The organism is Shewanella sp. SM87 (assembly GCF_025653705.1).
Classification (GTDB): domain Bacteria; phylum Pseudomonadota; class Gammaproteobacteria; order Enterobacterales; family Shewanellaceae; genus Shewanella; species Shewanella oncorhynchi.
In genome coordinates this window covers 121,201-147,244 of the sequence record NZ_JAKKSC010000007.1, presented here as the reverse complement: position 1 = coordinate 147,244, position 26,044 = coordinate 121,201, and the positions used below count along the sequence as shown (strand labels likewise).

At 46.2% G+C, this 26,044-nt stretch carries 23 protein-coding genes; 11 read left to right on the top strand and 12 right to left on the bottom strand.

The genetic code is table 11. The annotated features are described in order from the left end of the window. Positions 1-91: 91 nt before the first annotated feature. From hypA to hyaA, 11 genes are all read right to left on the bottom strand, one after another. Positions 92-445 carry a hydrogenase maturation nickel metallochaperone HypA gene (hypA, locus tag L5M11_RS07810; protein ID WP_168824038.1) on the bottom strand — a complete coding sequence of 118 codons (354 nt, stop codon included), beginning with the start codon at positions 443-445 and terminating at the stop codon, positions 92-94. Further along, complete coding sequence (gene hypE, locus L5M11_RS07805) at positions 445-1,461, bottom strand: hydrogenase expression/formation protein HypE (protein ID WP_263138288.1); 1,017 nt, start codon at positions 1,459-1,461, stop codon at positions 445-447. Before hypE ends, hypA begins: the two co-directional genes overlap by 1 nt. Further along, positions 1,454-2,593, bottom strand: a complete 1,140-nt coding sequence (hypD, locus tag L5M11_RS07800) for a hydrogenase formation protein HypD (RefSeq protein ID WP_263185160.1) — start codon at positions 2,591-2,593, stop codon at positions 1,454-1,456. Before hypD ends, hypE begins: the two co-directional genes overlap by 8 nt. Before the next feature lie 62 nt (positions 2,594-2,655). Further along, positions 2,656-2,901 (bottom strand): HypC/HybG/HupF family hydrogenase formation chaperone, encoded by a 246-nt coding sequence (locus L5M11_RS07795; RefSeq protein ID WP_028760183.1) that lies wholly within the window; start codon positions 2,899-2,901, stop codon positions 2,656-2,658. Then, on the bottom strand, positions 2,901-3,716 hold the full coding sequence (hypB, locus tag L5M11_RS07790) for a hydrogenase nickel incorporation protein HypB (protein ID WP_263185159.1): 816 nt from the start codon (positions 3,714-3,716) through the stop codon (positions 2,901-2,903). The genes L5M11_RS07795 and hypB overlap by 1 nt, the downstream gene beginning before the upstream one ends. 187 nt (positions 3,717-3,903) lie before the next feature. Beyond that, positions 3,904-6,321 (bottom strand): carbamoyltransferase HypF, encoded by a 2,418-nt coding sequence (hypF, locus tag L5M11_RS07785; protein WP_263185158.1) that lies wholly within the window; start codon positions 6,319-6,321, stop codon positions 3,904-3,906. Positions 6,322-6,415: 94 nt separating this feature from the next. Beyond that, positions 6,416-8,329: a hypothetical protein gene (locus L5M11_RS07780; RefSeq protein WP_028760180.1), complete on the bottom strand. Its 1,914-nt coding sequence runs from the start codon at positions 8,327-8,329 to the stop codon at positions 6,416-6,418. 3 nt (positions 8,330-8,332) lie between these two features. Further along, the gene (locus L5M11_RS07775) at positions 8,333-8,890 is read right to left on the bottom strand and encodes a HyaD/HybD family hydrogenase maturation endopeptidase (RefSeq protein WP_028760179.1); all 558 of its coding nucleotides are present in this window, start codon (positions 8,888-8,890) and stop codon (positions 8,333-8,335) included. Between the two features lie 7 nt (positions 8,891-8,897). Next, positions 8,898-9,572, bottom strand: coding sequence for a Ni/Fe-hydrogenase, b-type cytochrome subunit (gene cybH / locus L5M11_RS07770; RefSeq protein WP_028760178.1), 675 nt, complete (start codon positions 9,570-9,572; stop codon positions 8,898-8,900). 19 nt (positions 9,573-9,591) lie between these two features. Then, complete coding sequence (hyaB, locus tag L5M11_RS07765; protein ID WP_028760177.1) at positions 9,592-11,295, bottom strand: nickel-dependent hydrogenase large subunit; 1,704 nt, start codon at positions 11,293-11,295, stop codon at positions 9,592-9,594. 3 nt (positions 11,296-11,298) lie between these two features. Then, positions 11,299-12,435, bottom strand: a complete 1,137-nt coding sequence (hyaA, locus tag L5M11_RS07760) for a nickel-dependent hydrogenase small subunit (protein ID WP_028760176.1) — start codon at positions 12,433-12,435, stop codon at positions 11,299-11,301. Between the two features lie 384 nt (positions 12,436-12,819). Between hyaA and L5M11_RS07755 the strand changes: the two genes are divergently transcribed. From L5M11_RS07755 to L5M11_RS07710, 10 genes are all read left to right on the top strand, one after another. Continuing rightward, a complete protein-coding gene (locus L5M11_RS07755) occupies positions 12,820-13,287 on the top strand; it encodes a TlpA disulfide reductase family protein (protein ID WP_263185155.1) in 468 nt (155 codons plus the stop codon). Positions 13,288-13,290: 3 nt separating this feature from the next. Continuing rightward, positions 13,291-13,509: a DUF4266 domain-containing protein gene (locus L5M11_RS07750; RefSeq protein WP_028760174.1), complete on the top strand. Its 219-nt coding sequence runs from the start codon at positions 13,291-13,293 to the stop codon at positions 13,507-13,509. A gap of 164 nt (positions 13,510-13,673) precedes the next feature. Next, positions 13,674-14,993 carry a DUF3570 domain-containing protein gene (locus L5M11_RS07745; RefSeq protein ID WP_263185154.1) on the top strand — a complete coding sequence of 440 codons (1,320 nt, stop codon included), beginning with the start codon at positions 13,674-13,676 and terminating at the stop codon, positions 14,991-14,993. Positions 14,994-15,123: 130 nt separating this feature from the next. Further along, a complete protein-coding gene (locus L5M11_RS07740; protein WP_263185153.1) occupies positions 15,124-16,032 on the top strand; it encodes an FAD:protein FMN transferase in 909 nt (302 codons plus the stop codon). Positions 16,033-16,052: 20 nt separating this feature from the next. Further along, complete coding sequence (locus L5M11_RS07735) at positions 16,053-16,712, top strand: response regulator transcription factor (protein ID WP_028760171.1); 660 nt, start codon at positions 16,053-16,055, stop codon at positions 16,710-16,712. 84 nt (positions 16,713-16,796) lie between these two features. Beyond that, positions 16,797-18,194 carry an ATP-binding protein gene (locus L5M11_RS07730; RefSeq protein WP_263191813.1) on the top strand — a complete coding sequence of 466 codons (1,398 nt, stop codon included), beginning with the start codon at positions 16,797-16,799 and terminating at the stop codon, positions 18,192-18,194. A 508-nt stretch (positions 18,195-18,702) separates the two neighbouring features. Further along, positions 18,703-20,331 carry a glucan biosynthesis protein G gene (locus L5M11_RS07725; protein WP_049821716.1) on the top strand — a complete coding sequence of 543 codons (1,629 nt, stop codon included), beginning with the start codon at positions 18,703-18,705 and terminating at the stop codon, positions 20,329-20,331. 23 nt (positions 20,332-20,354) lie between these two features. Further along, entirely contained in the window at positions 20,355-22,538 is a 2,184-nt protein-coding gene (gene mdoH / locus L5M11_RS07720; RefSeq protein ID WP_263191811.1) for a glucans biosynthesis glucosyltransferase MdoH, read from the top strand. 324 nt (positions 22,539-22,862) lie between these two features. Next, on the top strand, positions 22,863-24,341 hold the full coding sequence (locus tag L5M11_RS07715) for a L,D-transpeptidase family protein (protein ID WP_411569148.1): 1,479 nt from the start codon (positions 22,863-22,865) through the stop codon (positions 24,339-24,341). A gap of 154 nt (positions 24,342-24,495) precedes the next feature. Continuing rightward, positions 24,496-25,044 carry a DUF882 domain-containing protein gene (locus tag L5M11_RS07710; RefSeq protein ID WP_263191810.1) on the top strand — a complete coding sequence of 183 codons (549 nt, stop codon included), beginning with the start codon at positions 24,496-24,498 and terminating at the stop codon, positions 25,042-25,044. On the opposite strand, the gene L5M11_RS07705 is transcribed toward L5M11_RS07710, so the two are convergent. Then, entirely contained in the window at positions 24,995-25,426 is a 432-nt protein-coding gene (locus tag L5M11_RS07705) for a hypothetical protein (protein WP_028760164.1), read from the bottom strand. The genes L5M11_RS07710 and L5M11_RS07705 overlap by 50 nt on opposite strands. A 303-nt stretch (positions 25,427-25,729) precedes the next feature. On the opposite strand from L5M11_RS07705, the gene rplY reads away from it, so the two are divergent. Further along, entirely contained in the window at positions 25,730-26,017 is a 288-nt protein-coding gene (gene rplY, locus L5M11_RS07700; protein WP_028760163.1) for a 50S ribosomal protein L25, read from the top strand. Positions 26,018-26,044 lie beyond the last annotated feature (27 nt).

Genomic DNA, 26,044 nt, shown 5'->3' with positions numbered 1-26,044 from the left:
TGTGTTGAAGAGCGTTCTTTATTGATAGCATTCTTTATTTATAGAGCGTTTTATCAATAGCGTTGTCGTTAACAATGCGTATCGTGGATGATTAATCCTCGTTCTGTTCCATCTCAAGTTGCATCAGTAACATATCTTCGCCATCGAGTACGCGAGTACGAAAGCTTTGACACGCAGGGCAGACGACCGTGCGCTCACTCAGTACGGATTCAGTCTGGCAGTCTTGGCAAAGTATCACTAGCGGCTGAATTTGCATATTGAGTAGGGCTTCTTTGCAAATCCCATCGAGCTTAAAGGTATCGAAGGCCGTTTGTAGCAGGCTAGGTTCAACCCCGCTCATGACTCCCAGTTTGATATCCACTCGGGTGATTTTATCGGCATGATTGGCCTGCGCGTGCTGTTCGCATTGCTCAATCAGGGCACTCACAATCGAATATTCGTGCATCAGCAAATCCTTGGCAGCAGTTCACCTTGGGGAAGATCGAGATAACGTTTAGTATTCCAAGGTGTTCTTAGCACGACTTTCCCCACTAAATCATCACTCACAGTGCCGATTATCGCTGCATGCTCACAGCGCCCAAAGCGTTGCATGATCTCGAGCGCACCTAAGGCGATGTCGTTGGGAACGGCGAGGATGAAAGTGCCTTCGTTGGCAAGATCCATGGCTTCGAAACCATAGAGTTCGCACAGACCTTTGACTTCATCGCTGACGGGAATACTGGTTTCATTCACTGTGATGCCAACATTGGAGGCAACAGCCCATTCGTTGAGCACCGCCGATAAGCCGCCGCGAGTCGCATCGCGCATCGCATGAATGGGAATATTGGCGGCGATCAATTGCTCGACTATCGGCCAGAGCGTCGCGCAGTCACTTTGCAATGCCGATTCGAGTGTGAGTCCTTCTCGCGCCATTAAAATCGCTGCACCGTGGCAGCCAATATCACGGGAGACAATAATGGCATCGCCCACGGTGACATTCGCCGCGGAAATATTGGGACGCAAGATACGACCAATGCCTGAGGTATTAATAAATAAACCATCGGCGCACCCCTTGGGTACGACTTTAGTGTCGCCGCAGACAATCCGTGCACCACTGTGTTTTAATTCTTTCGCCATACTGCGGACAATCGTAGTTAAATCCTTGATAGAAAAGCCTTCTTCGATGATCACACTACAACTCAAATACTGAGGTTCTGCGCCCATCATAGCAAGATCGTTGACTGTGCCTGCGATGGCGAGTTTGCCGATATCACCACCGGCAAAAAATAAAGGGGATACGGTGAAAGAGTCTGTGGTAAAGGCGTTGGCACCGTGCAAATCGAGTTTGGCAGCGTCTTCTTCGCTGCGAAGGATTGGGTTATCAAACTCGGCAAAAAACAGATCACGGATCAGTTTATTCATTTCTTTGCCGCCACCGCCGTGGCTGAGTTGAATGGATTTATCTTTAAGCGTATCAGCCATGATGTAGTTCCTTGATATCGATACCTTGATAGCGGTAATAGGCATTGCAAGCACCTTCGGAGCTGACCATGCAACTGCCTAAGGGTGTTTCGGGATTGCAGCCGCGGCCAAAAACTTTACAGTCCTTTGGTTTAGCAAGCCCACGAAGTATATCGCCGCACTGGCAGGCTTTATGATCGTCAATTTCCTTCACAGGTAGGCGGTCTTTAAAGCGCAGTTCGGCGTCCCTGTGGGCATATTCGGGTTTAAGCTGCAGCGCTGAATTGGGGATTGGGCCTAGTCCACGCCAGCGAAATTGCGGTCTGACATTGAAGAATTGATTTACTTTGGCCTGCGCCGTGAGGTTGCCGTCCTGTGAAACTGCGCGGCTGTATTGGATATCGAGCTCAGCTTTACCCGCGGCTTTTTGGCGCACAATCCGTAAAATCGACTCCATCACATCGACGGGCTCAAATCCTGCGACCACTACGGGCGTGCCATAGTTTTCGACTGTGCTGCGATAGATTTTTGCGCCACTGATCACGCTCACATGGGCTGGGCCGATAAAGGCGTTGACCCTCGCTTTTGGGTCGTGCATCACGGCATCAATTGCGGGGGGCACTAATACATGATTGATATGAAATAGTAGATTTTCGAGTTTTTCTTGTTCGGCCAGTTGTAACAAAATTGCTGTCATTGGGGTTGAGGTTTCAAAGCCAATGGCGAAGAACACTACGGTTTTATCGGGATTGTCGCGGGCAATTTTGAGCGTATCTAAGGGATCGTAAATTGGGCGAATATCGCAGCCCTTGGCCCTAAAACTGGCTAATGAGCCTTGAGAACCGGGCACGCGGATCATATCGCCCAGGGTCACAAGAATAACATTTTCTTGGGAGGCAAGCGCCGCGGCTTGGTCAATGCGCTCTTTAGGCATAATGCACACTGGGCAGCCAGGACCATGGATAAATTCAATATTATCCGGCAGTAAATCTAGCAAGCCGTATTTCATAATCGTATGAGTATGGCCACCACAGACTTCCATGATATTGATTTGTTGCTTAACCAATTTAGCGGTTAACTGAATATCCCGTGCTAAATTGGCAATCGTTTGGGGATCGCGAAAGCCTTGATAGAGGTGTTTTAGTTCAAGCATGCTTTTTCCTCGGTGCACTCGATAGGGGGGCGCCTTGCGATTTAATCCTGCACTGCTGATGGTCAGTGTATGGCTTCATTTTCAAGCTTAGTGACGATTTCTTTGTATAGATCAATGCTTTGCTGCGCATCTTCCTTATCAATTTTGTTCATCACAAAACCAATATGGATAAGTACATAGTCGCCAATTTCCAGTGGCTCATTCATTAAATGACTGCTGACATCGCGGCGCACGCCTAAGGTGTCGACTGTGACGCTCTGGCGCTCAATATCGACCGCCACCACTTGGGAAGGTATGGACAAGCACATTATTGTGCACCTCGAATATTGTCTTTAAGCCAAGCGGCTACTGCCTGTATGGAATCGCCGTCTTTAATTGAGACTTCAATAATTTGAGTTGCTGGATTGAGTTTTTTAAGCTGCGCTCTGGCTTCGTCCATCTTGAAATCAAAATAGGGCAGTAGATCGCACTTAGTGATAAAAACTACATCGGCGCGGCGGAACATCACAGGATATTTCTCAATCTTATCATCGCCTTCTGGCACTGATAGCAGCACGATATTTTTGTGAGTGCCCACATCATAACTGGCTGGGCAGACGAGATTACCGACGTTTTCGACAAAGCAAATATCGAGTCCTTCAAGCGGCAGATGATGTAGGGCACCGTGCACCATAAAGGCGTCGAGGTGACAGGCGCTGCCCGTTTGAATTTGATAGGCCTTAATGCCTTTAGCGATGAGGCGGTCGGCATCGCGGGAGGTTTCTAAGTCGCCCTCGATCACCGCATAGTTGAGCTGCGTGTATTCTTTGAGATTTTCTAATAGGGTGGTTTTACCACTGCCTGGGCTACTCATGATGTTGAAGGCCGTGATGTTATGTGCCTCAAAGTGGGCACGGTTATGACCAGCTTCGACATCATTTTTATCTAAAATTTTGTGGATGACTGACAAGGTTTTTTTATCGTTTAACTGAGGATTTGTGTGTAACTCTTGATGGCTATGCTCATGAGTATGTGAATGGTCATGAGTATGTGAATGGTCATGATTATGCTCATGGCTATGGGCATGCGCGCCTAGATGATCATGGTCGTGGCGGGTAAGGGAGCAGCCGCAGTCTTTACACATTTTACCTCTCCTTGTATCGGCAGAGTACGAGGACTTTGCCTGACAAATAATGATTGATGTACGAATCGTTAATTTGGTTACGCTAATGTTGAGTGTGATACAAATTGCGCTACGGATCTTTGATGTTCGTCAGGTTTATGGGGATAAAAATAGCGAGCGAACATCAGGGGTTATCAAATAAGTAAGGTTATTGACTCTGATGAATGCCATACCAAAGTTGGCCTAGGGCGATGCCGCCATCATTGATGGGGATCTGTTTACTGGATAACACTTTATTTCCTTGGGCGCTGAGCTTGCTCAGGCAGTATTCCAATAGATATTTATTTTGAAATACGCCACCGCAGAGCACGGTTGGGAGGTGTTGATACTGGGCAGCATAATCACAAATAGCATCACCTAAGGTGTGTAAAAAGGCGCGGGCGATGGCATAGCATCTATTGTCTGTTAGCGGTTGTGCTGTAATCAATTCAACAACTTGCTTGAACATCTCACTGCTTCGCCACTGGTCGATGTCAAGAGGTAAGTTAAGCGAAATGACTTCAAGGGCTAATGCATCGGCGCGATTGGCCGCGGCTTCTATTGCCATGCCCGCTTGGCCTTCAAACAGTGTGGTTTCGATTAAACCTAAGGCGCAGGCGAGGGCATCGAACAGTCGCCCGACAGAGGAGGTTTTTATCGCGCTGCCGTTCTGCCAGATCTTATGTAAGTTAGCCAGGGTGTTTGGGCGTATGTTGTTTAATATAGGTAATTGTAATGCGAGCACAGCATCGAGGCTCATTTGCTCGAACAATAATGCCAGTAACAACCTCACGGGTTGCTTAATGGCTTGCTCGCCGCCTAGCAGGGCTATGGGCTCAAAATGGGCCAGTCGCTGCGCTTTATCGAGCGTAGTTAATAGCACTTCACCGCCCCATAAACTGCCATCGTCGCCAAGCCCTGTACCGTCAAAACTAAAGCCCAATACGGGATCTCGATATTGGTTAACTGCCATTACGCTGAGCACATGGGCATGGTGGTGTTGCACCGATAAACATTGATTTTGACGGGTATCGCTGAGTTTTATACTCGGGTTTGAGTGCATTTCAGCCCAGCGCGAAGGGGCATAATCTGGGTGTTTATCGCGAATAATAAGATTTGGCGTAAAGTGATACAACCGAGCAAAAGTGGCTAAAGTGCGCTCAAAATATTGCTCGGCGCTGACACTGAACAGGTCGCCAATATGGGGACTTAAAAACACATTATTGCCAAAACCTAAGGCGATGGCATTTTTTTGTTGTGCGCCCACGGCCAAAATCGATTGGGTCAGCGGTATCTCTAAGGGGAAACTTAACGGTGCATAGCCGCGGGCGAGGCGCAATACTTGCAACTCTACGGAGGAATCTAGTTGCGGCTGGATCACTTGCACCACACTGTCATCACAGCCATTAATAATCGGCCGATTATGATCGACTATCGCATCCACCACATGGCTTAAGTGACTAATAAGCTCATCACAATCAGTGATGATAGGTTCACCGGAAACATTGGCGCTGGTTGCAACTAATGGCCCTTTGAAGAGACCTAATAGCAAATGATGTAGCGGTGTGTAGGGTAAAAATACCCCGAGTTTATTCAGATTGGGGGCGACAGCTAAGCTGAGATCATGTTCGGCTCGGCTGCTCATAAGCACTATGGGCCTTTCCTGCGAACTCAGCACTCGCCACTCGGCATCCGGCCCTGTGACATAGTGCTGCGCCATGGTGATATCCGCCATCATCACCGCTAGCGGCTTGGCCTGGCGCTGTTTTCGCAGCCTGAGTGCGTTGACGGCATTGTCACTTCGGGCATCACAGATTAAGTGAAATCCACCCAATCCTTTAATTGCCAGAATCTGCCCTTGGCGTAATCTATCAGCCGCAGCTGTCAGTACCGCAAGGTCCGTACTCAATTCAGGTGCGCTGACATTTGAGGCACTGGGAAGGATGTATTCCCCTTGCGGTGTTTTTAAACTGAGTCTGGGGCCACAGGCGGGGCAACTTATGGGCTGGGCATGGTAGCGGCGGTCGAGTGGGTTTTGATATTCTTTGGCGCACTCGGGACACATGTCAAAATCGGCCATAGCGGTGTTGTGCCTATCATAGGGTAAAGCATTGATAATCGTGTATCGAGGGCCACAGTTAGTGCAGTTGGTAAAGGCATAGCCAAAGTGGCGGTCATCAGGATTATGCATGTCGTTCATGCAGTCTTGGCAGGTACTTTTATCTGCCGATACCGCCACCTGCGCACCTATCGGTGAACTTGGGTCATCGTCCTCATGGCTGTCGCTTTTTATAATCTCAAACGTGGTTTCGCTTAATAAAATCGGCAGTGGTATTTGGCTGATATTGTCGATACGGGCGAGTGGCGGTGGAGTGGTATTGAGTACAGTGATAAAGCGAGTGAGGTTTTCATCATTACCTTGCAGCTCAATGGTCACGCCCTTGGCATTGTTGAGCACAGTACCCGTCAGTTGAAACTCAAGGGCATAACGATAGACAAAGGGGCGAAATCCCACCCCTTGTACTATGCCAGTGACGTGCAACTGACAACGCTTTAACGTGGCTCCCTTGTGGACAAGGTATTCCAACGCGAGCCTTCGTTTTATCTGCAGGTGACTGTGCTTTTTGTGGCGACTATTATGCCTATGTGGCTTCATGCGTTGTGACTTAACTTTTGGCCTCCTAATCATGGGCATTTAGTTGTCGCTGCTTAACGTAAAGTGCACCAACGGCTAAGTTATCGCCGTCTAAATCTAGGCTGCGATTGATCACCAATGGAAAGTTTTTGCCTAAGCGCAAGCTGATGCGTTTGCACAGGGTTTCATTGATTAATTCATTGCCCGCTAAGGCTATATTGTGCACGCCGATATTTAAATCGATATGCTCGATCCAGTTAGATAAATAGTCCGCCAGCGAGTCTTGCATCGCAAAGGCAAGCTGACTCGGATCGTCATTACCCGCAATACGAAAACTTAACACTGTGCCTAAGGTTTTACACCAATTTAGGCTGCGGTGGGCTTCACCTTTGGTCAGCGGATAATCGATACGCGGTGCATTAGCACCGTGGTAGCGCATGGCGGCGGCCATGAGTGCATCGCTTAGCCTTGCTTGGCTTTGAGTCTCTTCTTGGGTATTGAGGCCAATTAATATGGCTGCAATCGCCCACAGGCTTTGTAAGTTGTCCCGTCTGCCGTGAAGCTTTAGGCTTAAAAGTTTTAGGTAATCTTCGGGAAACAGGCTCTTAAATTTTTGCGCTACGGCTTTTTGTGGACTGCTGTCCAGTTGATGGAAGATTTCGTAACCGTTATCGGGTAGCTCGGGCAGGGCGAAGAAAAGTTCAGTGTCGCCCTTATTATCGCAGGTGACAATTTGACTGGCGTGGGTATGGCTTAAGTAAATGACCGCAGCATTTTTTGTCTGTTTATGACTGGTAAACTTACCGTTGAGCAGCGCACTGAATAGCGCTGCGTCTGCAAGGGTGTGATTTTCTGTGTTGACTGTATTTTGATTATTATCGCTTAGCATACTGGTGCAATGAATATCACTGTCTTCACTTGACGGTACTTGAGTCAATACTGCCACACTCAGTTCGCCTTGGTGCGATCGTGAACGTTTCGCCGCTTGCCATTGGGCTTGATAGCCGTGAAAACTGACTTTTTCCCTTAAGGGTTCTGGAGCGATAAAGTGCTTGGTTTGAACCTGTGTTGGGCTTAAATTGTGACTGGCGATTTGTGCCCAAGCACCATCGACCCACGCTAGCTTCGGCCTATTATGCGGCCCTTTAATGTAAACCCAATCGACCCCTTTTTGTCGTAATACTTCCCCGAGCACTAAGATCACTCGGCTGTAGGCAAAGCAAATGTCGTACAGTGGCGCACTGAGTTTGTCGTGTTCTTGCGTGGGTCTCGCGCAGATAAGCGGCTTTTCAATACTCGAAAGCGCGAGCACCTGCGCATCGTTCAGACAAAAATGGGCGTTCAGCGTATTGGGATTACAAATTAACAGTTGTGGCCGCTCGCTTAAGGGCTGCTCAAACGGTGTCAGGCTGAGTTGCAGATTATCGGCGGCCGCTAATGTCAGTGGGCCTTGTGTCAGCAGTCCCTGTGCCATGGCTTTAATATCTGACAAGGTTAACGCTTTTTGTGCGGACGTTAATTGTGTTTCGCCCTTGCAGCAAGGGCAAATTAAATCGAGTGTGCCAAACTTAGCCGACTGATTATCGCCAATCAACGGATAACAATGCTGGCAAAAAGGCACTATGGCAGGGCTTGATCCAGACTGTGGAAAGGGCAGTAAGGTTTTACTGCCTTGGGGCTCGTCGATGACTTTAATACTAGAGTCAATCAACCAAGCGGAAATCAAAAAGTCCGCGGCAATGGCATCGGCCAATTGTTCTAGTTGGTTTTGCTCGCCCTGAGCTTCAATAAAATAGCTTTGGGGGCCAAAGTCATGTTGGCCACTATATTGACCTGAGCTATGTTGACCATCACAGCCTATGCTGATATTTAGTTCATCATAATTTAGATATTGATTACATAAATGCGCGTACAAAGGCACCTGACGTGAGCAGGTAAAATCAAATCTGATGTTTTTCATCTTCTATATACTTTCACCAGTAGTAACGCCACGTTTATAAGAGTCAGGGATCAGCGAGTCGATACTATGCTCGGCAACACGCGTTGCAGTGAACCCAAGGGAGGCTAAGTGGGATAACAAGCTTGATTCCATTAAAGGTACCGCGGCGGCGACTTTAGGGGTCAAGCCTAGCACCATAGGTTCGAGCACTGTTGGGGTGACGCCCAGCACAAAGGTCTTAGGTCTGTCGCCAACCATTTCCATCATATTGAGGGTTTGCAGCATTTCGACTTCATGGGCGCTGCCTTGCCAGTCGATTTCCTTCGGCGCTTTATCAAAATCGAAGAAATAGACTTCGCCCGCTTCTACGCCATTGGCATTAACTGTATCGACCACGATTAAATAATCGTATTGGCAAATAATAGGGATAAGTCCCTGAGCCAAGGTGCCGCCATCGAGCAGCTTTAGCTGGTGGGACTCATGGGTAAACTGATAATTATCAGCTATATAATTGACAAAATGTACGCCGATGCCTTCATCGGCGTACAGGACATTGCCAATACCGAGTAGCAATATCTTCATTGGACTCCTAGTGGTGTGAGTCTGGCTTTGGGTAGTCATAGCCAGAGACAATCGAGTCAACTGAGTTATGTTTGAAGCGTATCCCTGACCAAACCGCCATATAGACGTGGATAACCACAAAGATAACAAATGCCCAAGTGAGGTAGTGATGCCAAATCCTAACTTGTGCTAGCCCACCCATTTGTGCCGTGATCCAAGCGGCGCTGCCCCAAAGCATGCCACCTAAACCTTGGTGATACACATTGGCATACAACACCAGACCCGTTATACATATCACAAGAGCGACCAGTGAGATTGCTACATAAGTCACAAATTGCAGCGGTCCATATACACCGGCTTTATGTAAGTGTCCCATCCATAAGTAAGATTTCAGCTGAGTGATCCAGCTTTTTACACTCATCACATCGCGAAATGAGCGCCGCTCAATGTCGCTTCGGCTGAAAAAATACAGGTAGAAGCGCACTAAAGTGATTGCGGTTAGTACAAAACCGCAAATCAGATGAGCGAAGCGGATCCAGCCTTGTACGAGTACGTCCGTACTTTCAGGCGCCACAAGAAACGGCCAAGCAATATAGAATCCGGTGATCACTAGCACCAGAATTGATAGTGCCCTGAGCCAGTGGAAAATCCGTATTGCCGGACTAAAAATCAGTGTCCGAATGCGGGTTGCAGAATGGTTCATTTTGCGTTCCCTCCCTCGATTATTGACCATTGGGACTGACACGGAACTCGCTCAATGCTTGGCCTTTGAAATCCATCACGTGTACAGAACACGCCATGCAAGGGTCAAATGAGTGAATAATACGTATCACCTCAAGGGGCTTAGTAGGATCTTCCAGTTTCAAGCCAATTAAAGAGGCTTCATAGGGACCCATTTTACCGTTGGCATCCACAGGACCTGCGTTCCAGGTCGTCGGTACCACGGCTTGATAGTTCTCAATCACTCCATTTTTAATGCGGATCCAGTGGCTTAACATGCCGCGTGGCGCCTCGATCATGGCGTGACCTACATACTCTTTATTTGGATCAATATTAGGTTTTACATAGGTAGATTCATCGGACTGGATATTCGTCAGCAGCGCATCAAAGGTTTTTAACCCTTCTTGGGCGACGATGACTGTCTGTAACATACGGGCTGCAGTGCGACCTAAAGTGGTAAATAGAGCCGCTACGGGTAGACCTGTGCGAGCGAGCAGGCCATTGACCGAATCCACGACCACCTTGTTACCGCGGGCATAACTCACCAATAGGCAAGCGAGTGGACCCACTTCGACAGGTTCACCTTGATAACGGGGAGATTTCACCCATGAGTATTTGCCATCACCATCCAGTGTTGGCAATTTGCCGTAGACAGTGTCGCGTTCAACAAAACCAGTGTAATTAGGAATCGTTGTACCGTCATAGGGATGCTGCGGCGCATCGGCGCTATACCAAGCGTGGCTGACGTCTTCGGCAATCAGATCTGGATTCACATCACTGACGCCGGCAAGGTCGCCATTCATGATCACGCCTTGATTAAACATGTATTCGCCATTGGCTAACACAAAGTCATCGGTCGCCATGAAGTTTTTCACGTTTACGCCGCCCAACACGCTAGGTTCAGTTCCAAAGGCTTCGGCCGCCATCACGATATCTGCTTGATAGGCACGCAGAATAAAGTCAGTTACTGTCGCATGTTTTTGCTTCCATTCCTGCAGGCGAGCAGGGCTGAGCATGTCGCGCACCGAAGTCACACCACCGACAACAACGGATTGTGGATGTGGTGATTTGCCACCAAAAATGGCAAGCATCTCTGCCGCAACACGTTGTACTTCAAGCGCTTTAAGGTAGTGAGATAGCGCGATAAGGTTTTGCTCTGGGGTAAATTTATAGGTGCCATTGCCCCAATAAGCGTTGGCAAATGGACCTAATTTTCCCGTTTCGACAAAGCCTTTAACTCTTTCTTGTACCGCTTTTAAATCACCTTCACCCGCCGCTATGGGATGGTCTGTGTATTTCAGGGCAACTTGTGCCGCTTTAGCAGGATCGGCGCTCAGTGCAGAAACCACATCAACCCAATCTAAGCCGTGTAGATGGTAAAAATGGACAATATGGTCGTGCATGTATAAAGAGGTTTGCATTAATGAACGTAAGTATCTTGCGTTCAATGGAATTTGAATTCCTAACGCATTTTCAACCGCCTCAGTACCGCAGCGGTAGTGGGAATAGGTACATACGCCACAGATACGTTGCACAATAAGGCCAACATCCATAGGCGTGCGGCCTTTGAGAATGACTTCAATACCGCGCCAAAGTGTGGAGGATGACCAAGCCTTGTTGATGACGTTATTTTCATCAACTTCGACTTCGATACGTAAGTGACCCTCGATACGTGTGATAGGGTCGATAACAACGCGCTTGCTCATGGGTTATTCCTCCAGCGGTTTGGCAAAAATACTGGCAACGGCATGGGCTCCAATGCCCACCACAGTCGCGCCTAAAATCACCGCACCAATAGTATCTGCGGTCGCATCCAATCCATGGAGGAGTTGACGGCCAAGGGGTTTTTCAAAGTCAGCCATATCGTCCCAGAAGTTAGGTTCTGAGCAACCCATACAACCGTGTCCAGCGAGTACTGGCCAGCTAGTGTGATGGTTAAAGCGCTCGGTTGGGCAGTTGTTGTAGGTGTAAGGACCTTTACAACCGACTTTATAAAGGCAGTAGCCTTCTTTCGCACCGTGATCGCCAAATTCTTCAACGAATTCACCAGCATCGAAGCGACCGCGGCGTTCACAGTTATCGTGTACCCGTGCGCCGTAAGCCCATTTAGGTCTATTAAACATATCCAGCGCAGGTAATTTTCCGAACATGATGAAGTACATCAAAGTGCCGACTATGTTCTTTTCACTCGGTGGGCAACCGCCTAAGTTAATCACGGGTTTACTGACCACTTCATGCACGCCTTTCGCCCCCGTTGGGTTTGGATAAGCGGCTTGCACCCCACCAAACGCCGCACAAGTGCCAACAGAGATAATCGCGGCGGCGCCTTCAGCAGCATGCTTGATGATTTCTAACCCTGTGTGGCCTTTACAACCCACAGTTAAGAAACTGCCGTTATTTGCAGTCGGAATCGCCCCTTCAACGGCCAGTAAATAGCGGCCCTTGTAGGTTTCGAGTGCATGTTCGAGGTTTTCTTCGGCTTGCCAACCCGCTGCAGCCATTAAGGTTTCGTGATATTCCAAGGAAATATGATCGAAAATCAGTGAGTCTAGATTGGGGGTATCGGTACGAATTAAAGATTCGGAGCAGCCAGTACATTCGGCCATATGTAACCAGATTAAGGGTACACGATCGGCTAATTCGGCAGCTTCGGCTACTAAGTTACTAAAGGGGAGGGGTAATGCGAGCATGCTCGTCACCATGGCACTCCACTTCATAAAATCACGGCGACTAATGCCGTGCTGTTGCATTTTCTCTATCAGCGATTGTTGTTGACGGGGAGCGAATTGGCGTAACGCATCTAAGCGCGCCTTTCCCTGTTCATATAGGGCTGCATGTGTGTCCATGGGTCAACCTTTTTTGTTATTTAAATGTAAATTGGTAAGGGTTTACATAATTGACAGTGTCAGTTTAGGCCGTTGGAGTGTAAAGATTATTGATGTATATCAAGAATTTTTAAGAGATGTGACTGAACTGATTTTGACATTTAATTAACATGACGCAGATCTAATTTCACTTTTTCTAATGGGACAAAATGTCTCACATTTGCCATTTTGGATGAAATCGGTCACTTAATCAGCACTCATGTGATTAAGGCCATGCAGATGACTATGGTTCATTCGCGTGGTGAGTCTGGGCGAGCAGGTTAATTAAACTTATATAAGCTTGTTTAAGAAAACCTTAAGATTCAGTTAATAGATTCGAACGTAATCGTTAACGCGGAATATGCTATGAAGAAAATATTATTGTTACTCAGTTTATTGGCCGCAGGCGTACAAGCCGCGCCATCGCTGGACTATCAAGTGTTTAATGCGCAAAACCAAGCTGTTTCCCTGAGTGAGTTTAAAGGCAAAGTCGTCTATGTCGATTTTTGGGCATCCTGGTGTGGCCCTTGTCGTAAATCGTTTCCTTGGATGAATGAAATACAAAAAAAGTATCAAGATCAGGGATTAGCTGTCGTCGCTATCAACTTAGATACAGATAATGAGTTAGCCCAGGAATTCTTAAAACAAGTCCCTGCCAATTTTTCAGTGCGTTTTAACCCCGAAGGTGATGTCGCTCGCAGTTTCGATTTGCTGGGCATGCCGAGCAGTTTTATGTTCAATCGTCAAGGTCAGTTAGTACAGCATCATGTTGGCTTTTATGCCGATAAAACCGCTGAATACGAGCAAAAACTCGTCAATTTACTGAAGGAGTAATTTATGCTTAAACCCGCATTAGTCGCAGTAACGCTCATCATAGGTTTGAGTGGATGTTCAAGTTTAGGAGTGCAGCCGTGGGAGAAAGGCCAGTTGGCCCGCAGCGATATGGCGCTCGACAGTGAAAAGCTCGACCTAGCACTCGATGATCATATTTATTTTAGTAAAGAAGGCAGTAGCGGCGGTCGTGCATTTGCCGGTGGTGGATGTGGCTGTAACTAAACTCTCCGTTGGTGTTATTTGCCCTTAGATGTAACGAATAAATGTAACGCACAGATGTAATGAACTGACGTACTAAAACAAATCTGACGAGCAGATGTTCTAAAATCTGGGGCGAAATCCCGCGGTATTGAATAGATTGAAGTGACCTACAGGTGTTGTCAGCTATGACCCAAAAAAAGAACCCAATAAATACAAGACAATCGAAGCAGATAGCGGGTGCTCTCGCATTAGCCAGTTGTGGACTGTTTGCAACAAGTGGCCATGCGACTGAATTATCTAAAAAAGCTGACGACTGGAAGATCGATGCTGCGTTAATGTATTACGGTGAGCAAGATAGAGTACAAGCCATCGAAGCTATAGGCACAGCGCAAAAAGCCTTTGGCGATGACAGTGTGCTGGATCTCAAACTCGTGGTTGATAGTCTAACGGGGCCTTCAGCATCGGGCGCCGTGGCCCAAAGTTCTAGCCAAACGTTTACTCGACCATCTGGTAATGGTCAATATCATGTTTCAGCGGGGGAAACGCCGTTAGATGACACCTTTCACGATACTCGCGTACAAGCCAATGTCGGTTGGAGTGAAGTGCTAACACCAGATTGGAAACTCAATGTTGGCGCATATGGCTCGAAAGAGTTTGATTATATGTCAATGGGCATCAATGCCGGAATTGAGCGAGGGTTTAATAAAGACAACACCACTTTATTTTTAGGTACGGCTTATAGTTTCGATGTGGTTGACCCCGTTGGCGGTCGTCCGGTGGATTTATCTTCGATGGTCATTCGCGATAACTTCACTAGTGAGGAAGCTTATCGCAGCGCATTCGATGCGACCCGTCAAGGTGGCAGTGATAATAAGCAGACCGCGGATGTGATGTTAGGTATCACCCAAGTGCTTAGTCAGCGCTGGTTGTTGCAGGCCAATTACGGCTTGTCGAGTGTGAATGGCTATTTAACGGATCCCTACAAGGTGCTCAGTGTGGTGGATAACAACGGCATTACTCAGGATTTATTGTATGAGAGCCGCCCCGATTCGCGCTTGAAACACAGTTTTTACGTGATGACCAAAGGCGCATTAGATGCGGGTGTGGTGGATTTTTCCTATCGTTATAATACCGATGACTGGGACCTCACATCACATACCTTAGAAACCCATTATAGGTATTACTTTACCGGCAATTTATATGGTCAATTACATCTGCGCTATTACCAACAAACTGCGGCTAACTTCTATCAACCTTTCTTGATGGCTGATACGCCACTGCCAGAGTTTGCCAGTGCCGATTATCGTATCGGTGATATGTCGGCTTATACGATAGGTATTAAATTTGGCCATAGATTATCGGGCGGTCATGAAATGTCGTATCGCTTAGAGTATTACCAACAGGATCCGAAAAATAACGGCGCTACGATTCCTGGAGAGCTGCAAAACTTCGATCTATTTCCGACTCAGAAGGCAATTACAGCACAGTTTAGTTATTCTTTTTAATACGAAATAATGCTACTGGCTCAGATAGCAAGGCGTTAAACTGTATGGGTAGCTTAGCTACCCATACTCAATTTACCCCTGAACTTATTCAATCGCAATCCCAGTGGGATGCCATGTGAAGAGGTGATTTATGATGTCGACATCATCCCTAAAGACCGCACCTTATTCGTTGCAGCGCCGTGATTGGGGTTATGTGGGTGAATTTAGGGCCATGGCGAGTCCCTGTGAAATACTCATTGGGTGCGATCAACTTGATATTGCAGACGATATGTTGGACATGGCAGTCACTGAGGCGCTGCGTATCGAACATAAGTACAGTCGCTTTATCGCGCAGAATTGTCTGTGGCAATTAAACCATGCCAATGGTCATAAGCAGCTTATCGATGAAGAAACCTGGCAGTTATTAGCTTTTGCTAAACAATGTTTTCAGCTCAGTGATGGACTCTTTGATATTTCTGCTGGGCCGTTAATGGAACTGTGGCGCTTTGATCCCAAAGCCCAATTGCCCGAACATGGTCGCATACTTGCCGCGAAAGCCTTAGTGGGGTTTGAGCGTATCGAGTTTGATTCGCGCCATATTGAGATGCCAACAGGAATGAAATTGGATTTTGGTGGTATCGCAAAAGAATATGCGGTCGACAGAGTCGCCTATGAGTTAGCCGAATGTTATCCAGACATTCCAGTGTTAGTGAATTTTGGCGGTGATATCGCTTGTCCCGTGTCCAAAGTGACGCCATGGCAAGTGGGAATTGAAGACCCACGACACCTCGATCACGCTGCGAGTGTACTAGCGATTAGTCAGGGTGCATTAGCGACCAGTGGCGATACGCGGCGCTTTTTTGAAGTCGATGGAAAGCGTTACGGCCATATTGTCGACCCACGCACTGGCTATCCCGTTATCCATGCGCCGCGCTCTGTGACTGTGTTAGGGCCAAACTGCGTGACTGCAGGTATGCTCGCCACTATGGCTATGCTGCAGGGGCGATACGCGGAAGATTTTTTACAGCAACAAGATGTTAAGTTCAGTATTTTCCGTTAGGGCTCAGTTAAGGACATTGAATGCGTATTATGTTGGTTGAAGACAATGAGTTATTAGCCCAAGGGATTTGCTTAAGTTTGGCAAAGCTTGGCATGCAAGTTGATCACCTTAATAGTTATCAGCAAGCTTTGCTGGGGGTTAAAAATGAAAGCTTCAGTGCCATAGTGCTCGATCTGGGATTGCCTGACGGTAATGGTAAAGAGTTACTTAAAGCTTGGCGCCAGCAGGGAGTGTCAATTCCCACAATAGTTCTGACCGCTAATACGGATTTTGACACTAAGCTCGAATGTTTAGACATGGGCGCCGATGATTATCTCGGTAAACCTTTTGATGTGCGTGAACTAGCCGCGCGCATTCGTGCCATCGTCAGACGTCAGTATGGGCTCGATCACAATAGTTTGATTATTGGTGCGCTTTGCATTGATTTAAATACCCGTGAAGTGACCTTTCGCGATCAAAATGTGCTGCTTTCACGGCGTGAATTTCAATTACTGCTCGAACTCGCTCAGTCGGCAGGGCGTGTATTGACCCGCAGCCAGTTAGAACAGTTAACCTATGGCTGGGATGAAGTCGGCAGTAATTCAATAGAAGTGCATATCCACCATCTGCGCAAAAAACTTGCCAATGAATTAATCAAAACCGTGCGTGGAATAGGCTATACCTTGATTGAAATAAATTAATTTGAAGAGTTAAGTGACAAGCTCCACTTTTGTGGGTACTGATAATGCAGTGATGACTTGAAGCATAGTCGTTAGGAAAAAGAAGTGATTCGATTAAAGGGGCTAGATGTGTATTCACTGCGTTTGGTACTGACATTATTAATTTTGTCAGGTATTTCAGTATCCGTCGCTGTGTCTAGCTGGTTGAGTACTCGGGATTCTAAGCATCAAATCGAAGAACTCTTCGATGCGCAAATGCTCCAAACCGCTAAAATGTTGGAGTTGTTCTATCATACTGAGCCCAATGCAACAGCTCAGGATCTCGTCATACCCCAAGTGCTCCACGTTCCCGATAGCCAAATCAGTTCCTTTGCCGAAAAGGCCGATGCGCTGAAACTGGCCTATGAGCATAAATTGGCGTTTCAAATTTGGAGTGAGACGGGGGAAGCCTTAGTTTTATCGGATAATATTGGTCATCAACCTATCAGTCGATTCGTACAGGGCTATCATAAGAAAGTGTTCGAAGGAGAACTCTGGCATGTGTTCAGTTTTTTTTCGGTTAAAAATCATGTTTGGATTGTCACAGCTCAACAGGATGAAGTACGCCAAGAGCTTGTATCGCAAATCATGCATAATGCCGTTATCGTGCCCTTGATGGTAGTGCCTTTAACATTAATTATTGTTAGCTTCTTGTTTTATCTCTTGTTTCGGCCATTAAAAACCTTTGAAAGAGAATTAATTGGACGGGCGCCCAACGATTTGACCCCGTTGACTATGTCATTGCCTAAAGAATTAGTCCCTGTTCGGCGCGCATTGAACTTATATATCAATAGTATCGCGCGATTTATTGCCCGTGAGCGTCGTTTTAGCGCCGATGCGGCCCATGAGCTTAAAACGCCATTATCTGTGATTAAATTACATCAACATGGCTTAGAGAGTCTGATTGATGATGATCCGCAGCAGAAATTCCATTTAGCTGCGATAGATGCTGGCGTAGTGCACATGAGTCATACCGTTGAACAATTACTCGTATTAGCAAGGGTGGACTCGATTAATGAGCTTAATGTGTCATCCCACGCTATTTTGCCTATGGTCGAAGATGCGCTTAATCAATTAATGCCACAAATCACAGATTATGAATGGAATATCGATATCGCATCCAATCTAACGGTGACCTGTGATCGTTTTTATTTGCTACTTGTACTGAAGAATATTATCGAAAATGCCTGTAAATACAGCCCACAGGAATCGGAAATTTCAGTGTCGGCCCATGCTTTGGATGATGAAATCTGTATTTGTGTCGCGGATCGAGGCCAAGGCATGACAGAGCCGCAGATTGCCAATGCGACAGAACGTTTTTATCGTGTGAATGAAAATGAAGGCATAGGCGCGGGATTAGGTTTGTCTATCTGCTATCACATCATAGAATTGCACCAAGGTCGTTTAGTGATTGCGCCTAGGGATCAAGGTGGATTATCTGTGACACTTTTTTTGCCAAAATAGTTCAGGCAATGAAATGTTAAAATAGATCCGCAGTTTCAGTGACATCAGCTCAGTTGTTTTGATACATTTAAGCGGGTAAAATTTTGAATTTTCCTGCTGTCTTAGTGTTAATCCTTAGGCTTACCAACGGATTGATTCGCTTATTGTGATATTTCATCTAAGATCATCAACACTTATAAGATCATCAACACTTAGTTGAGGCGTAAAAAGGCTCATTTTACTTTCAATAATGTAGCATTTGGATCACTTAATTTGTTTTTGTAACTTTGAAAACAGAAATAAGCATGATAATGTTATTTTAATATTCATTTTTGGTATAAGCTTATTCTCAAATAGTATTGTGTAGAAGGGGTTAACTGCATCTTTATTTATGAGTTTTTTTCTCCTTCTGATATCTTTCGCGATATGTAAGCAACTGTTTTTTTTCATCCCTAAATCAGAGTGAAAAAAATTCACTGTATACATAAAAAACATTGATTTCTTAGTTTATTTTTTAGGTTACCTATCTATGGTTAGCTTGTTGCGTTGCCCATCGTCCAAACCTTATTCGTCACTCATATGTTCACTGACGCTAGGCGCTGTAGTCGCCCTGTCTGGTGTCGCGTACGCTGAAGAGACAAAACCCGCCGAGGCAGTTCCTGTGGTTACTCCACCGAAAGTGATTTCTCAGCCCAGTACAAAAAATCAAATCAGATTCACTAAGACAGGCGCTTTTGATAGCGAAACTGTCGTGAAGATTGCAAAACGTTTGGCAGCGAAACCTTATGTGACCCTCAAAGATCCTTTGCCAGCTGGCCTTGCTAAACTGTCATACGATGAGTACAGAGATATTCGTTTTAACCCGACTGCGTCTATTTGGCGTGATCAGGGCGTGCCATTTCAAATGCAAATGTTCCACCGTGGTTTCTATTTTCAAGATCTGATCGAGATTGCGATTGTAGAAGGTCAGAATGCAACGCACTTAGCTTATGAGCCTAAATATTTCACTGCGGGTGAAGTGATTACTCAAGCGCTGCCGAATGATGACATTGGCTACTCAGGATTTCGTATTCATAACCAATTGAATACGAATGGTGTATTTGACGAGCTTATGGTATTCCAAGGTGCGAGTTATTTCCGCGCTTTAGGTAAAGGTAACGCCTATGGCTTATCTTCCCGTGGTTTGGCGTTAAAAACGGCTGATGCTGAAGGGGAAGAATTCCCGATATTTCGCGCCTTCTGGGTTGAGCGTCCACACAATGACAGCAACTTGATTGTTGTGCATGCCTTGTTAGATAGCCCAAGCGTAGCAGGTGCCTATACTTTCTCTGTCCGTCCCGGTGATAACACCTTGATTGATGTAGAAGCGACACTGTTTCCTCGTGTTGAGCTGAGCAAAGTCGGTTTAGCACCAAGCACTAGCATGTTCTTACATTCACTCAATGGTCGTCACGACACCGATGATTTTAGACCTGAAGTACATGATTCTGATGGTTTATTGATGTTAAATGGTCGTGGTGAGCATTTATGGCGCCCATTGGCTAATCCACGTCAGTTACAAGTCAGTGCGTTTTCTGACAACTCGCCTCAGGGATTTGGTCTGATCCAACGTGAGCGTGACTATGCGTCATATCAAGATCTAGAAGCCCATTACGAACGTCGCCCAAGCCTATGGATTGAGCCTGTGGGTAATTGGGGGCAAGGTTCAGTGGTGTTGACTGAAATTCCGACCGAGTCTGAAATTCATGACAACATTGTTAGTTATTGGAAACCACGTCAGCCTATTCCTGCTGGTGGTGAATTTCATTTTGCCTATCGCATGAGTTGGGGTGAAGAACCTGCTGCGAAAGTCGGTGCTGTACATATTTCTCGCTCTGCCAGTGGTCGTGCCGATATTGCTAAGGCAACTCCAAGACGTTTATTTGTGGTCGACTATCAAGTTGAAGGTCCGATGACAGATGAAATGCCAGTCGCTAAAGTTGAAGCTTCTGGTGGTGTGGTCACGAACGTGGTGATTGCCCGTAATGCCGCTAAAAATGGCTATCGCTTAGCTTTTGAATTAGAGCCAGAAGATAAAGATCTTATCGAACTGCGCGCTGAACTTAAGTTCCCAACTCCTCGTCAGGTTGAAACCTGGCTCTATCGCTGGACGCTGTAAGGTTCATGACGGAGCAACATGATATGACTGTATCCGATAACTCGGTACTCGAGACGGAAGTCCTCGTGGGTGGTAGTGCTATGCCAAATGAACGGCCTGGTGCTATGGAACCCCAAAATTTAAGTAAGATGCCAGAGGGATTCCCTCGCCGTAGCACTGTGGCTGATGGGGTACGCTCGCGTACCTACCGTCGTGTGTTTGTGGTGGGTGGGGCTTTATTATTATCTTTGTTTGCTATCTATGAAATGGGGGCGGTATTTAGCATTGGCGGAATTACTCCTCTGGAATATTTAGTGCTAGTGCTGTTTGCGGTTAACTTTTGCTGGATTGCTTTGGCGTTTTGTAGCGGTATTGCAGGTTTTTTAATTTTACTGCGAAAACCGCGGGCAAAAGATTTGCAAGTGACTGAACTGCATACGCGAACCGCGATTTTGATGCCGACCTATAACGAATCTCCTGATAGGGTATTCTCGGCGGTTTCAGTGATGGCTGAAACCTTGTCGCAAACGGGTCATGGTCATGCTTTTGATTGGTTTATCTTAAGTGATACTACCGATCCCGATATTGCTTTGCTCGAAGAGCAGGCGTTTCTGGTGTTACGTCAAGAAACCCATAAGCATTCGCGGGTGTATTACCGTCGCCGTCGTAAAAACGTCGCCCGTAAAGCGGGTAACGTAGCCGATTTTTGCCGTCGTTGGGGGTCGCGTTATGATCACTTGTTAGTGCTTGATGCCGACAGTTTGATGGAGTCTTCAACCATCACTGGCTTAGCTCAGCGCATGCAGGCCGATCCTGATGCGGGTTTGATCCAAACGATTCCGTCGTTGATCAATGGCACCACTTTAATGGCCCGTTTACAGCAATTTGCAGCGCGCATTTATGGTCCCGTAATTGGTACCGGTTTAGGCTGGTGGGTACAAAAAGAAGGTAACTTCTGGGGCCACAACGCCATTATCCGCACCGAAGCCTTTATGACCGCGGCTGGATTACCCAACCTTAAGGGTAAGCCACCTTTTGGTGGTCATATCATGAGCCATGACTTTGTTGAAGCTGCGCTGATCCGCCGTGCGGGCTGGAGTGTGGTTATTGCTTATGACTTACCGGGTTCATACGAAGAATGTCCACCGTCGATTATCGACTTAGCCGTGCGTGATCGTCGCTGGTGCCAAGGTAACTTGCAGCATTCGCGTATTTTGCCGACTAAAGGTTTGCACTGGGTAAGCCGTTTACATTTACTGACGGGTATCATGGCTTATTTGTCATCTCCTTTCTGGTTGATGTTGATTTTGACCGGTTTGATGTTGGCCCTGCAGGCACACTTTATTCGACCTGAATATTTCACCGATCAATTTTCACTGTTCCCGACTTGGCCCATCATGGACTCGGATAGGGCATTAAGATTGTTCTATATTACTATGGGGGTTTTGTTTGGCCCTAAAGTATTTGGTGTCTTGTTGCTGCTTAAAGCCGGTGAGTTTGCTCGCAGTGTTGGTGGTCGAATTAAAGCGATATTCAGTGTGATCTTTGAGGTCATACTTTCAGCGCTGATTGCACCTATCATGATGTTTATCCATTGTGGTGCTGTGATGTCAATTCTGATGGGGCGTGACAGTGGTTGGTCGCCGCAACGTCGTGATGACGGTAGTATGCCTTGGATGACGTTAATCTATCGTCACCGCTGGCATATGCTGGCAGGTGTGATGTTAGGTTATGCGGCAATTTTGGATTCTTTGACTTTGTTAGCTTGGATGAGTCCGGCGTTGATCGGTCTGTGGATTGCTGTGCCAATTTCGGCATGGACAGGTTCAGTCAAAATTGGCGAAGTGTTCAAGCGTGCCGGTATTCTTGCAACACCAGAAGAACGTAACCCTGCGCAAATTTGTCTGCAAGCGCAAGAAGCGCGCGCCGCTTACCAAAGACACATTGCTGAGCCTTGGACGTTAGCACAGGTACTTAAAGACCCTGCGTTGATGGAATTGCATTTAGCCATGGTGGATAAACAGCCTTTGCGTGCTGCGGGTACACCAATTGAAGCGATGGAAGCCATAGTGCATGTGAAGGTGCATGAAGCTCGTTGTCAACAGAGCGCATTAGCTTTACTCAATCGTCAAGAAATGGCGATGGTGTTGGCAAATCCTTTGATGTTACGTAGCCTACAGAAATTACCAGAGCAATTTGTCGAAGAAGATCTCGTGTCTTTTTGCTAACGAGCACTTGCTCAGCATATTTATGCGAGTTTGTTTGATATCAATGCCACTGACGACCTCAGTGGCATTTTTCTTTTCATTATCTGGAGTTAACCTCTAGTAATTAATTGATCTCCATGGAATAGTCATATAACAGTGTTGTTGACTGATATAACCGCTGGCTCTCAGGTGACCTTAAAAATAGCTAAGGGAGTATTTATGATATTGAAAAAGATCATTCGCTATTTGCCCCCATCCATGCGTGTAACGCTAAACGTGAGAGAACTCAAATTGATAGAGCAGGAGTTCCACATCGCGAACTTGAAAGCATTGCAGATTAACCCGATGCCGACGAGGCGTAATCTAGCGCAACTATTACTCAGCCTTTTTTTCTGTATTCCAATAATTTTAGTGCCAAAGGTAGGTGCAGCTGATGGCGCTCAATCCTTAACATCAAATTCGAGTATTGCTGCGCAGCCAAATCTTGAGGGTAAAGCTGAAGATCTTACTGCTGTGCTGCCGCTTGCGGCCTTAGTGCCACAGGTGTTGCTATTGGATCTCGCAGGCGTTAATCCAGTATTTGGCCAGCATTATCGTGACTTAACACTTTCTCCTAATACCTTATCTACTGCTGATTTAGTACGAATCCAAGCTGATGTTACCGGTTACTGGCATTATGTGATGACATCCGCAGAATGTAACAACGCTGGAGCCCCAGAGACGGTTTCATCCGTTATTCCAGAGGATCCCCAATATCAAAGGGTGCTTAAGCAAATCGCCCATTTAGTGCAATTGGACACAATTGAACCATGGGAAACTTTAGTGCTAGATGAAAAGCTAACCTTAGGAATGAGTCATCAGATCGTTGATACCATAGCAAAGCGTGTGTGGATATTGGGAGACTTAGCCACTGAGCCTAGAGTGAATCAAGTTTATACCGAAGAACTTATGATTGGCATTAAGCGCTTTCAGCAAAAGCATGGGTTAAAACAGGACGGGGTGATAGGTAAGCAGACCTTATTTTGGGTGAACCAATCGCCAAGGGCGAGGGCGGTACTATTAGCTAAAAACACTATTCGACAAAGAGTGTTTGAACGTAAATTAGAGCCGAGTTATTTGCTGATTAATGTGCCCGCTTTTGAGATGACGTTGGTCGATAATGGTACGCCAGTGTTAAGTTCCAAGGTCATTGTGGGTAAATCTTCTCGGCAAACACCGATTTTGGACAGTCAGATTTCTAGCGTGGTGCTTAACCCTAGTTGGCGAGTGCCTAGCAGCATTTTACGGCGGGACATTCTGCCGCAAATTCAGCGAAATGGTCATTATCTTAATGAACGTCAATTTGATGTATACGATTATAACGGTCAACGGGTGCAACGCATGCCAGAGGAATGGCAGACCTTAGCCAGCGCTTCGTTTCCCTATCAGCTTGTACAACGCCCTGGGGCGAAGAATGCATTAGGTAAATATAAGTTTCACTTTGATAACAGTTTCAGTGTCTATTTACATGGAACTTCTGAGCCAAGTCTCTTTAAAAAGGACGATAGGGCACTATCATCTGGCTGTATTCGTATTGAAAAAGCCACTGAATTAGCCCAGTGGTTTAAAGAACATTTAGTGAAAGACAAACGTTTATGGGACAAGTTAGCCCCTGGTATTACTGAACCTCAGTGGTTTTCACTTTCCGAAAAGCTGCCCGTGCATCTGGTTTACTGGACTGCATGGTTAGACGATAGTGGGCAGGATCAATACCGTCGCGACATTTATGATTTGGAACTTGAGCTGACGAATGCTGTGCCTGCCACGGTTTTGGAACAACATTAACGTTTTTGTGCTGTAAAGTTGAGCAAGATAAGCATCTGAACTCGCTTGGCATTTTGAAATCCTACTCAGAATGGGGTTGGCAAAACTTGATCTTAGGGCTTATTCAGTATAATTTGCCTTACTAGTGACCAAAAAGCATACAAAAGGTGATCATGTGACTTTAATATGTCCTGCCCGTAGGCAGTTATTGTTAGGCCTTAGTGGTGTGGCATTATGTTCCTTTATTCCCTCAAAAGCGGTTGCCAGCCGTTCAACCAAAGGGATCCGCGAGTTAAGTTTGTTTAATCGTCATACTGGCGAGCGCGATGACGGTAGTTACTGGGTAGATGGTCATTATCAGAGCAAGGTGTTAGACAATTTTAATCATTTGCTGCGGGATCATCGTCAGAATGTGGCAGCGCCTATGGATAAGCGCTTATTTGATTTACTCCACTCGCTCAAAACAACCTTGAATACCAACGATGAAATCCATGTGATTTCCGGTTACCGTTCACCCAAAACCAATGCCATGCTCGTGAGCCACAGTGGCGGAGTTGCTAAGAAGAGTTATCACATGCGCGGCATGGCGATGGACATAGCGATCCCTAACGTTAAACTAAAAACCCTCAGAGAAGCGGCTTTATCCCTGAAACTCGGTGGTGTGGGTTATTATCCTAATTCTGGTTTTGTGCACGTCGATTGTGGTCCGGTAAGGCACTGGTAGCAATGATCTGTTGTTGGATCTGCTGATAAAAATCTTGTTCCAAAGCTTGCGATTCGATCAAGTAATGTCTGAGCAGCGGGATAAATTGTTGATTGAGTTTGTTCATTTCTCTATGTTGTTGCCAATCACAGATCAATAGGCTGAGACGTTGTGAAAATTGATATTGTCTTTGCCTCTGCGACTCAATATCGACGGACTCAATAATTTGCATAAGTAAGATCAAGCTGCGGTTTTTTTGTTGGGTGCAGGCAAGCAATTCTAAGAATTTTAATTCGAGGGTATTTTGCTGATAAGGAACGGTTTCGATAAGAGAGACGAGTTCACGGGCCAGTTGGCATGAAAGTCTATTTTCTTGTTGTAACTGGTATAGCGCATGACGCATTTTTTGACACAGCAGTTATCGAAATTTGCCCGAGCTTAACAGGCTTCTCAATTTCCCTGTGTGATCTAGATCTCGTGTTTTTTGTTTGAGATCAAAGCCTTTTCTCTGCCGTAACAGCCAAGATACAAGTTCCTCAATTTGATAAATAGTGGTCTGTTTTGCTAACGCTGACACCGATAAATAGAGGGCTTGCGGTATTCTTGTGCGCCTTAGGTATCTATGTTAGTATTCGCGCGCTTTATATGAGCCGTCATTGGTCGAAAATGCCGGCAACTTTTTACTCTAAATTTAAGTGAGAAACACATGTCTTACACTATCCAAGCACAAACCCGCACTGAAATAGGGAAAGGTTCGAGCCGCCGCCTACGCCATGCTGGTAAAGTACCTGCTGTTATTTATGGCCAAGGCAAAGAGCCAGTTTCTATTGTTTTTGATCACAAAGATATCATTAACATTCAAGCTAATGCTGACTTCTACACTTCTACTCTGACTATCGTTGTTGATGGCAAAGAAGTGGGTGTTCGTGCACAAGCTATGCAACGCCACGTGTTCAAGCCAATCATTGAACACGTTGACTTCGTTTACGCTTAATTGCCGTAACTGAAGCAAAAAGCGCCT

Excerpts from the sequence above, each read along its gene's own strand:
- hypA (WP_168824038.1), bottom strand. The coding sequence starts at position 445 with ATGCACGAATATTCGATTGTGAGTGCCCTGATTGAGCAATGCGAACAG.
- hypE (WP_263138288.1), bottom strand. The coding sequence starts at position 1,461 with ATGGCTGATACGCTTAAAGATAAATCCATTCAACTCAGCCACGGCGGT.
- hypD (WP_263185160.1), bottom strand. The coding sequence starts at position 2,593 with ATGCTTGAACTAAAACACCTCTATCAAGGCTTTCGCGATCCCCAAACG.
- L5M11_RS07795 (WP_028760183.1), bottom strand. The coding sequence starts at position 2,901 with ATGTGCTTGTCCATACCTTCCCAAGTGGTGGCGGTCGATATTGAGCGC.
- hypB (WP_263185159.1), bottom strand. The coding sequence starts at position 3,716 with ATGTGTAAAGACTGCGGCTGCTCCCTTACCCGCCACGACCATGATCAT.
- L5M11_RS07780 (WP_028760180.1), bottom strand. The coding sequence starts at position 8,329 with ATGAAAAACATCAGATTTGATTTTACCTGCTCACGTCAGGTGCCTTTG.
- L5M11_RS07775 (WP_028760179.1), bottom strand. The coding sequence starts at position 8,890 with ATGAAGATATTGCTACTCGGTATTGGCAATGTCCTGTACGCCGATGAA.
- cybH (WP_028760178.1), bottom strand. The coding sequence starts at position 9,572 with ATGAACCATTCTGCAACCCGCATTCGGACACTGATTTTTAGTCCGGCA.
- hyaB (WP_028760177.1), bottom strand. The coding sequence starts at position 11,295 with ATGAGCAAGCGCGTTGTTATCGACCCTATCACACGTATCGAGGGTCAC.
- hyaA (WP_028760176.1), bottom strand. The coding sequence starts at position 12,435 with ATGGACACACATGCAGCCCTATATGAACAGGGAAAGGCGCGCTTAGAT.
- L5M11_RS07755 (WP_263185155.1), top strand. The coding sequence starts at position 12,820 with ATGAAGAAAATATTATTGTTACTCAGTTTATTGGCCGCAGGCGTACAA.
- L5M11_RS07750 (WP_028760174.1), top strand. The coding sequence starts at position 13,291 with ATGCTTAAACCCGCATTAGTCGCAGTAACGCTCATCATAGGTTTGAGT.
- L5M11_RS07745 (WP_263185154.1), top strand. The coding sequence starts at position 13,674 with ATGACCCAAAAAAAGAACCCAATAAATACAAGACAATCGAAGCAGATA.
- L5M11_RS07740 (WP_263185153.1), top strand. The coding sequence starts at position 15,124 with ATGATGTCGACATCATCCCTAAAGACCGCACCTTATTCGTTGCAGCGC.
- L5M11_RS07735 (WP_028760171.1), top strand. The coding sequence starts at position 16,053 with ATGCGTATTATGTTGGTTGAAGACAATGAGTTATTAGCCCAAGGGATT.
- L5M11_RS07725 (WP_049821716.1), top strand. The coding sequence starts at position 18,703 with ATGGTTAGCTTGTTGCGTTGCCCATCGTCCAAACCTTATTCGTCACTC.
- mdoH (WP_263191811.1), top strand. The coding sequence starts at position 20,355 with ATGACTGTATCCGATAACTCGGTACTCGAGACGGAAGTCCTCGTGGGT.
- L5M11_RS07715 (WP_411569148.1), top strand. The coding sequence starts at position 22,863 with ATGCCGACGAGGCGTAATCTAGCGCAACTATTACTCAGCCTTTTTTTC.
- L5M11_RS07705 (WP_028760164.1), bottom strand. The coding sequence starts at position 25,426 with ATGCGTCATGCGCTATACCAGTTACAACAAGAAAATAGACTTTCATGC.
- rplY (WP_028760163.1), top strand. The coding sequence starts at position 25,730 with ATGTCTTACACTATCCAAGCACAAACCCGCACTGAAATAGGGAAAGGT.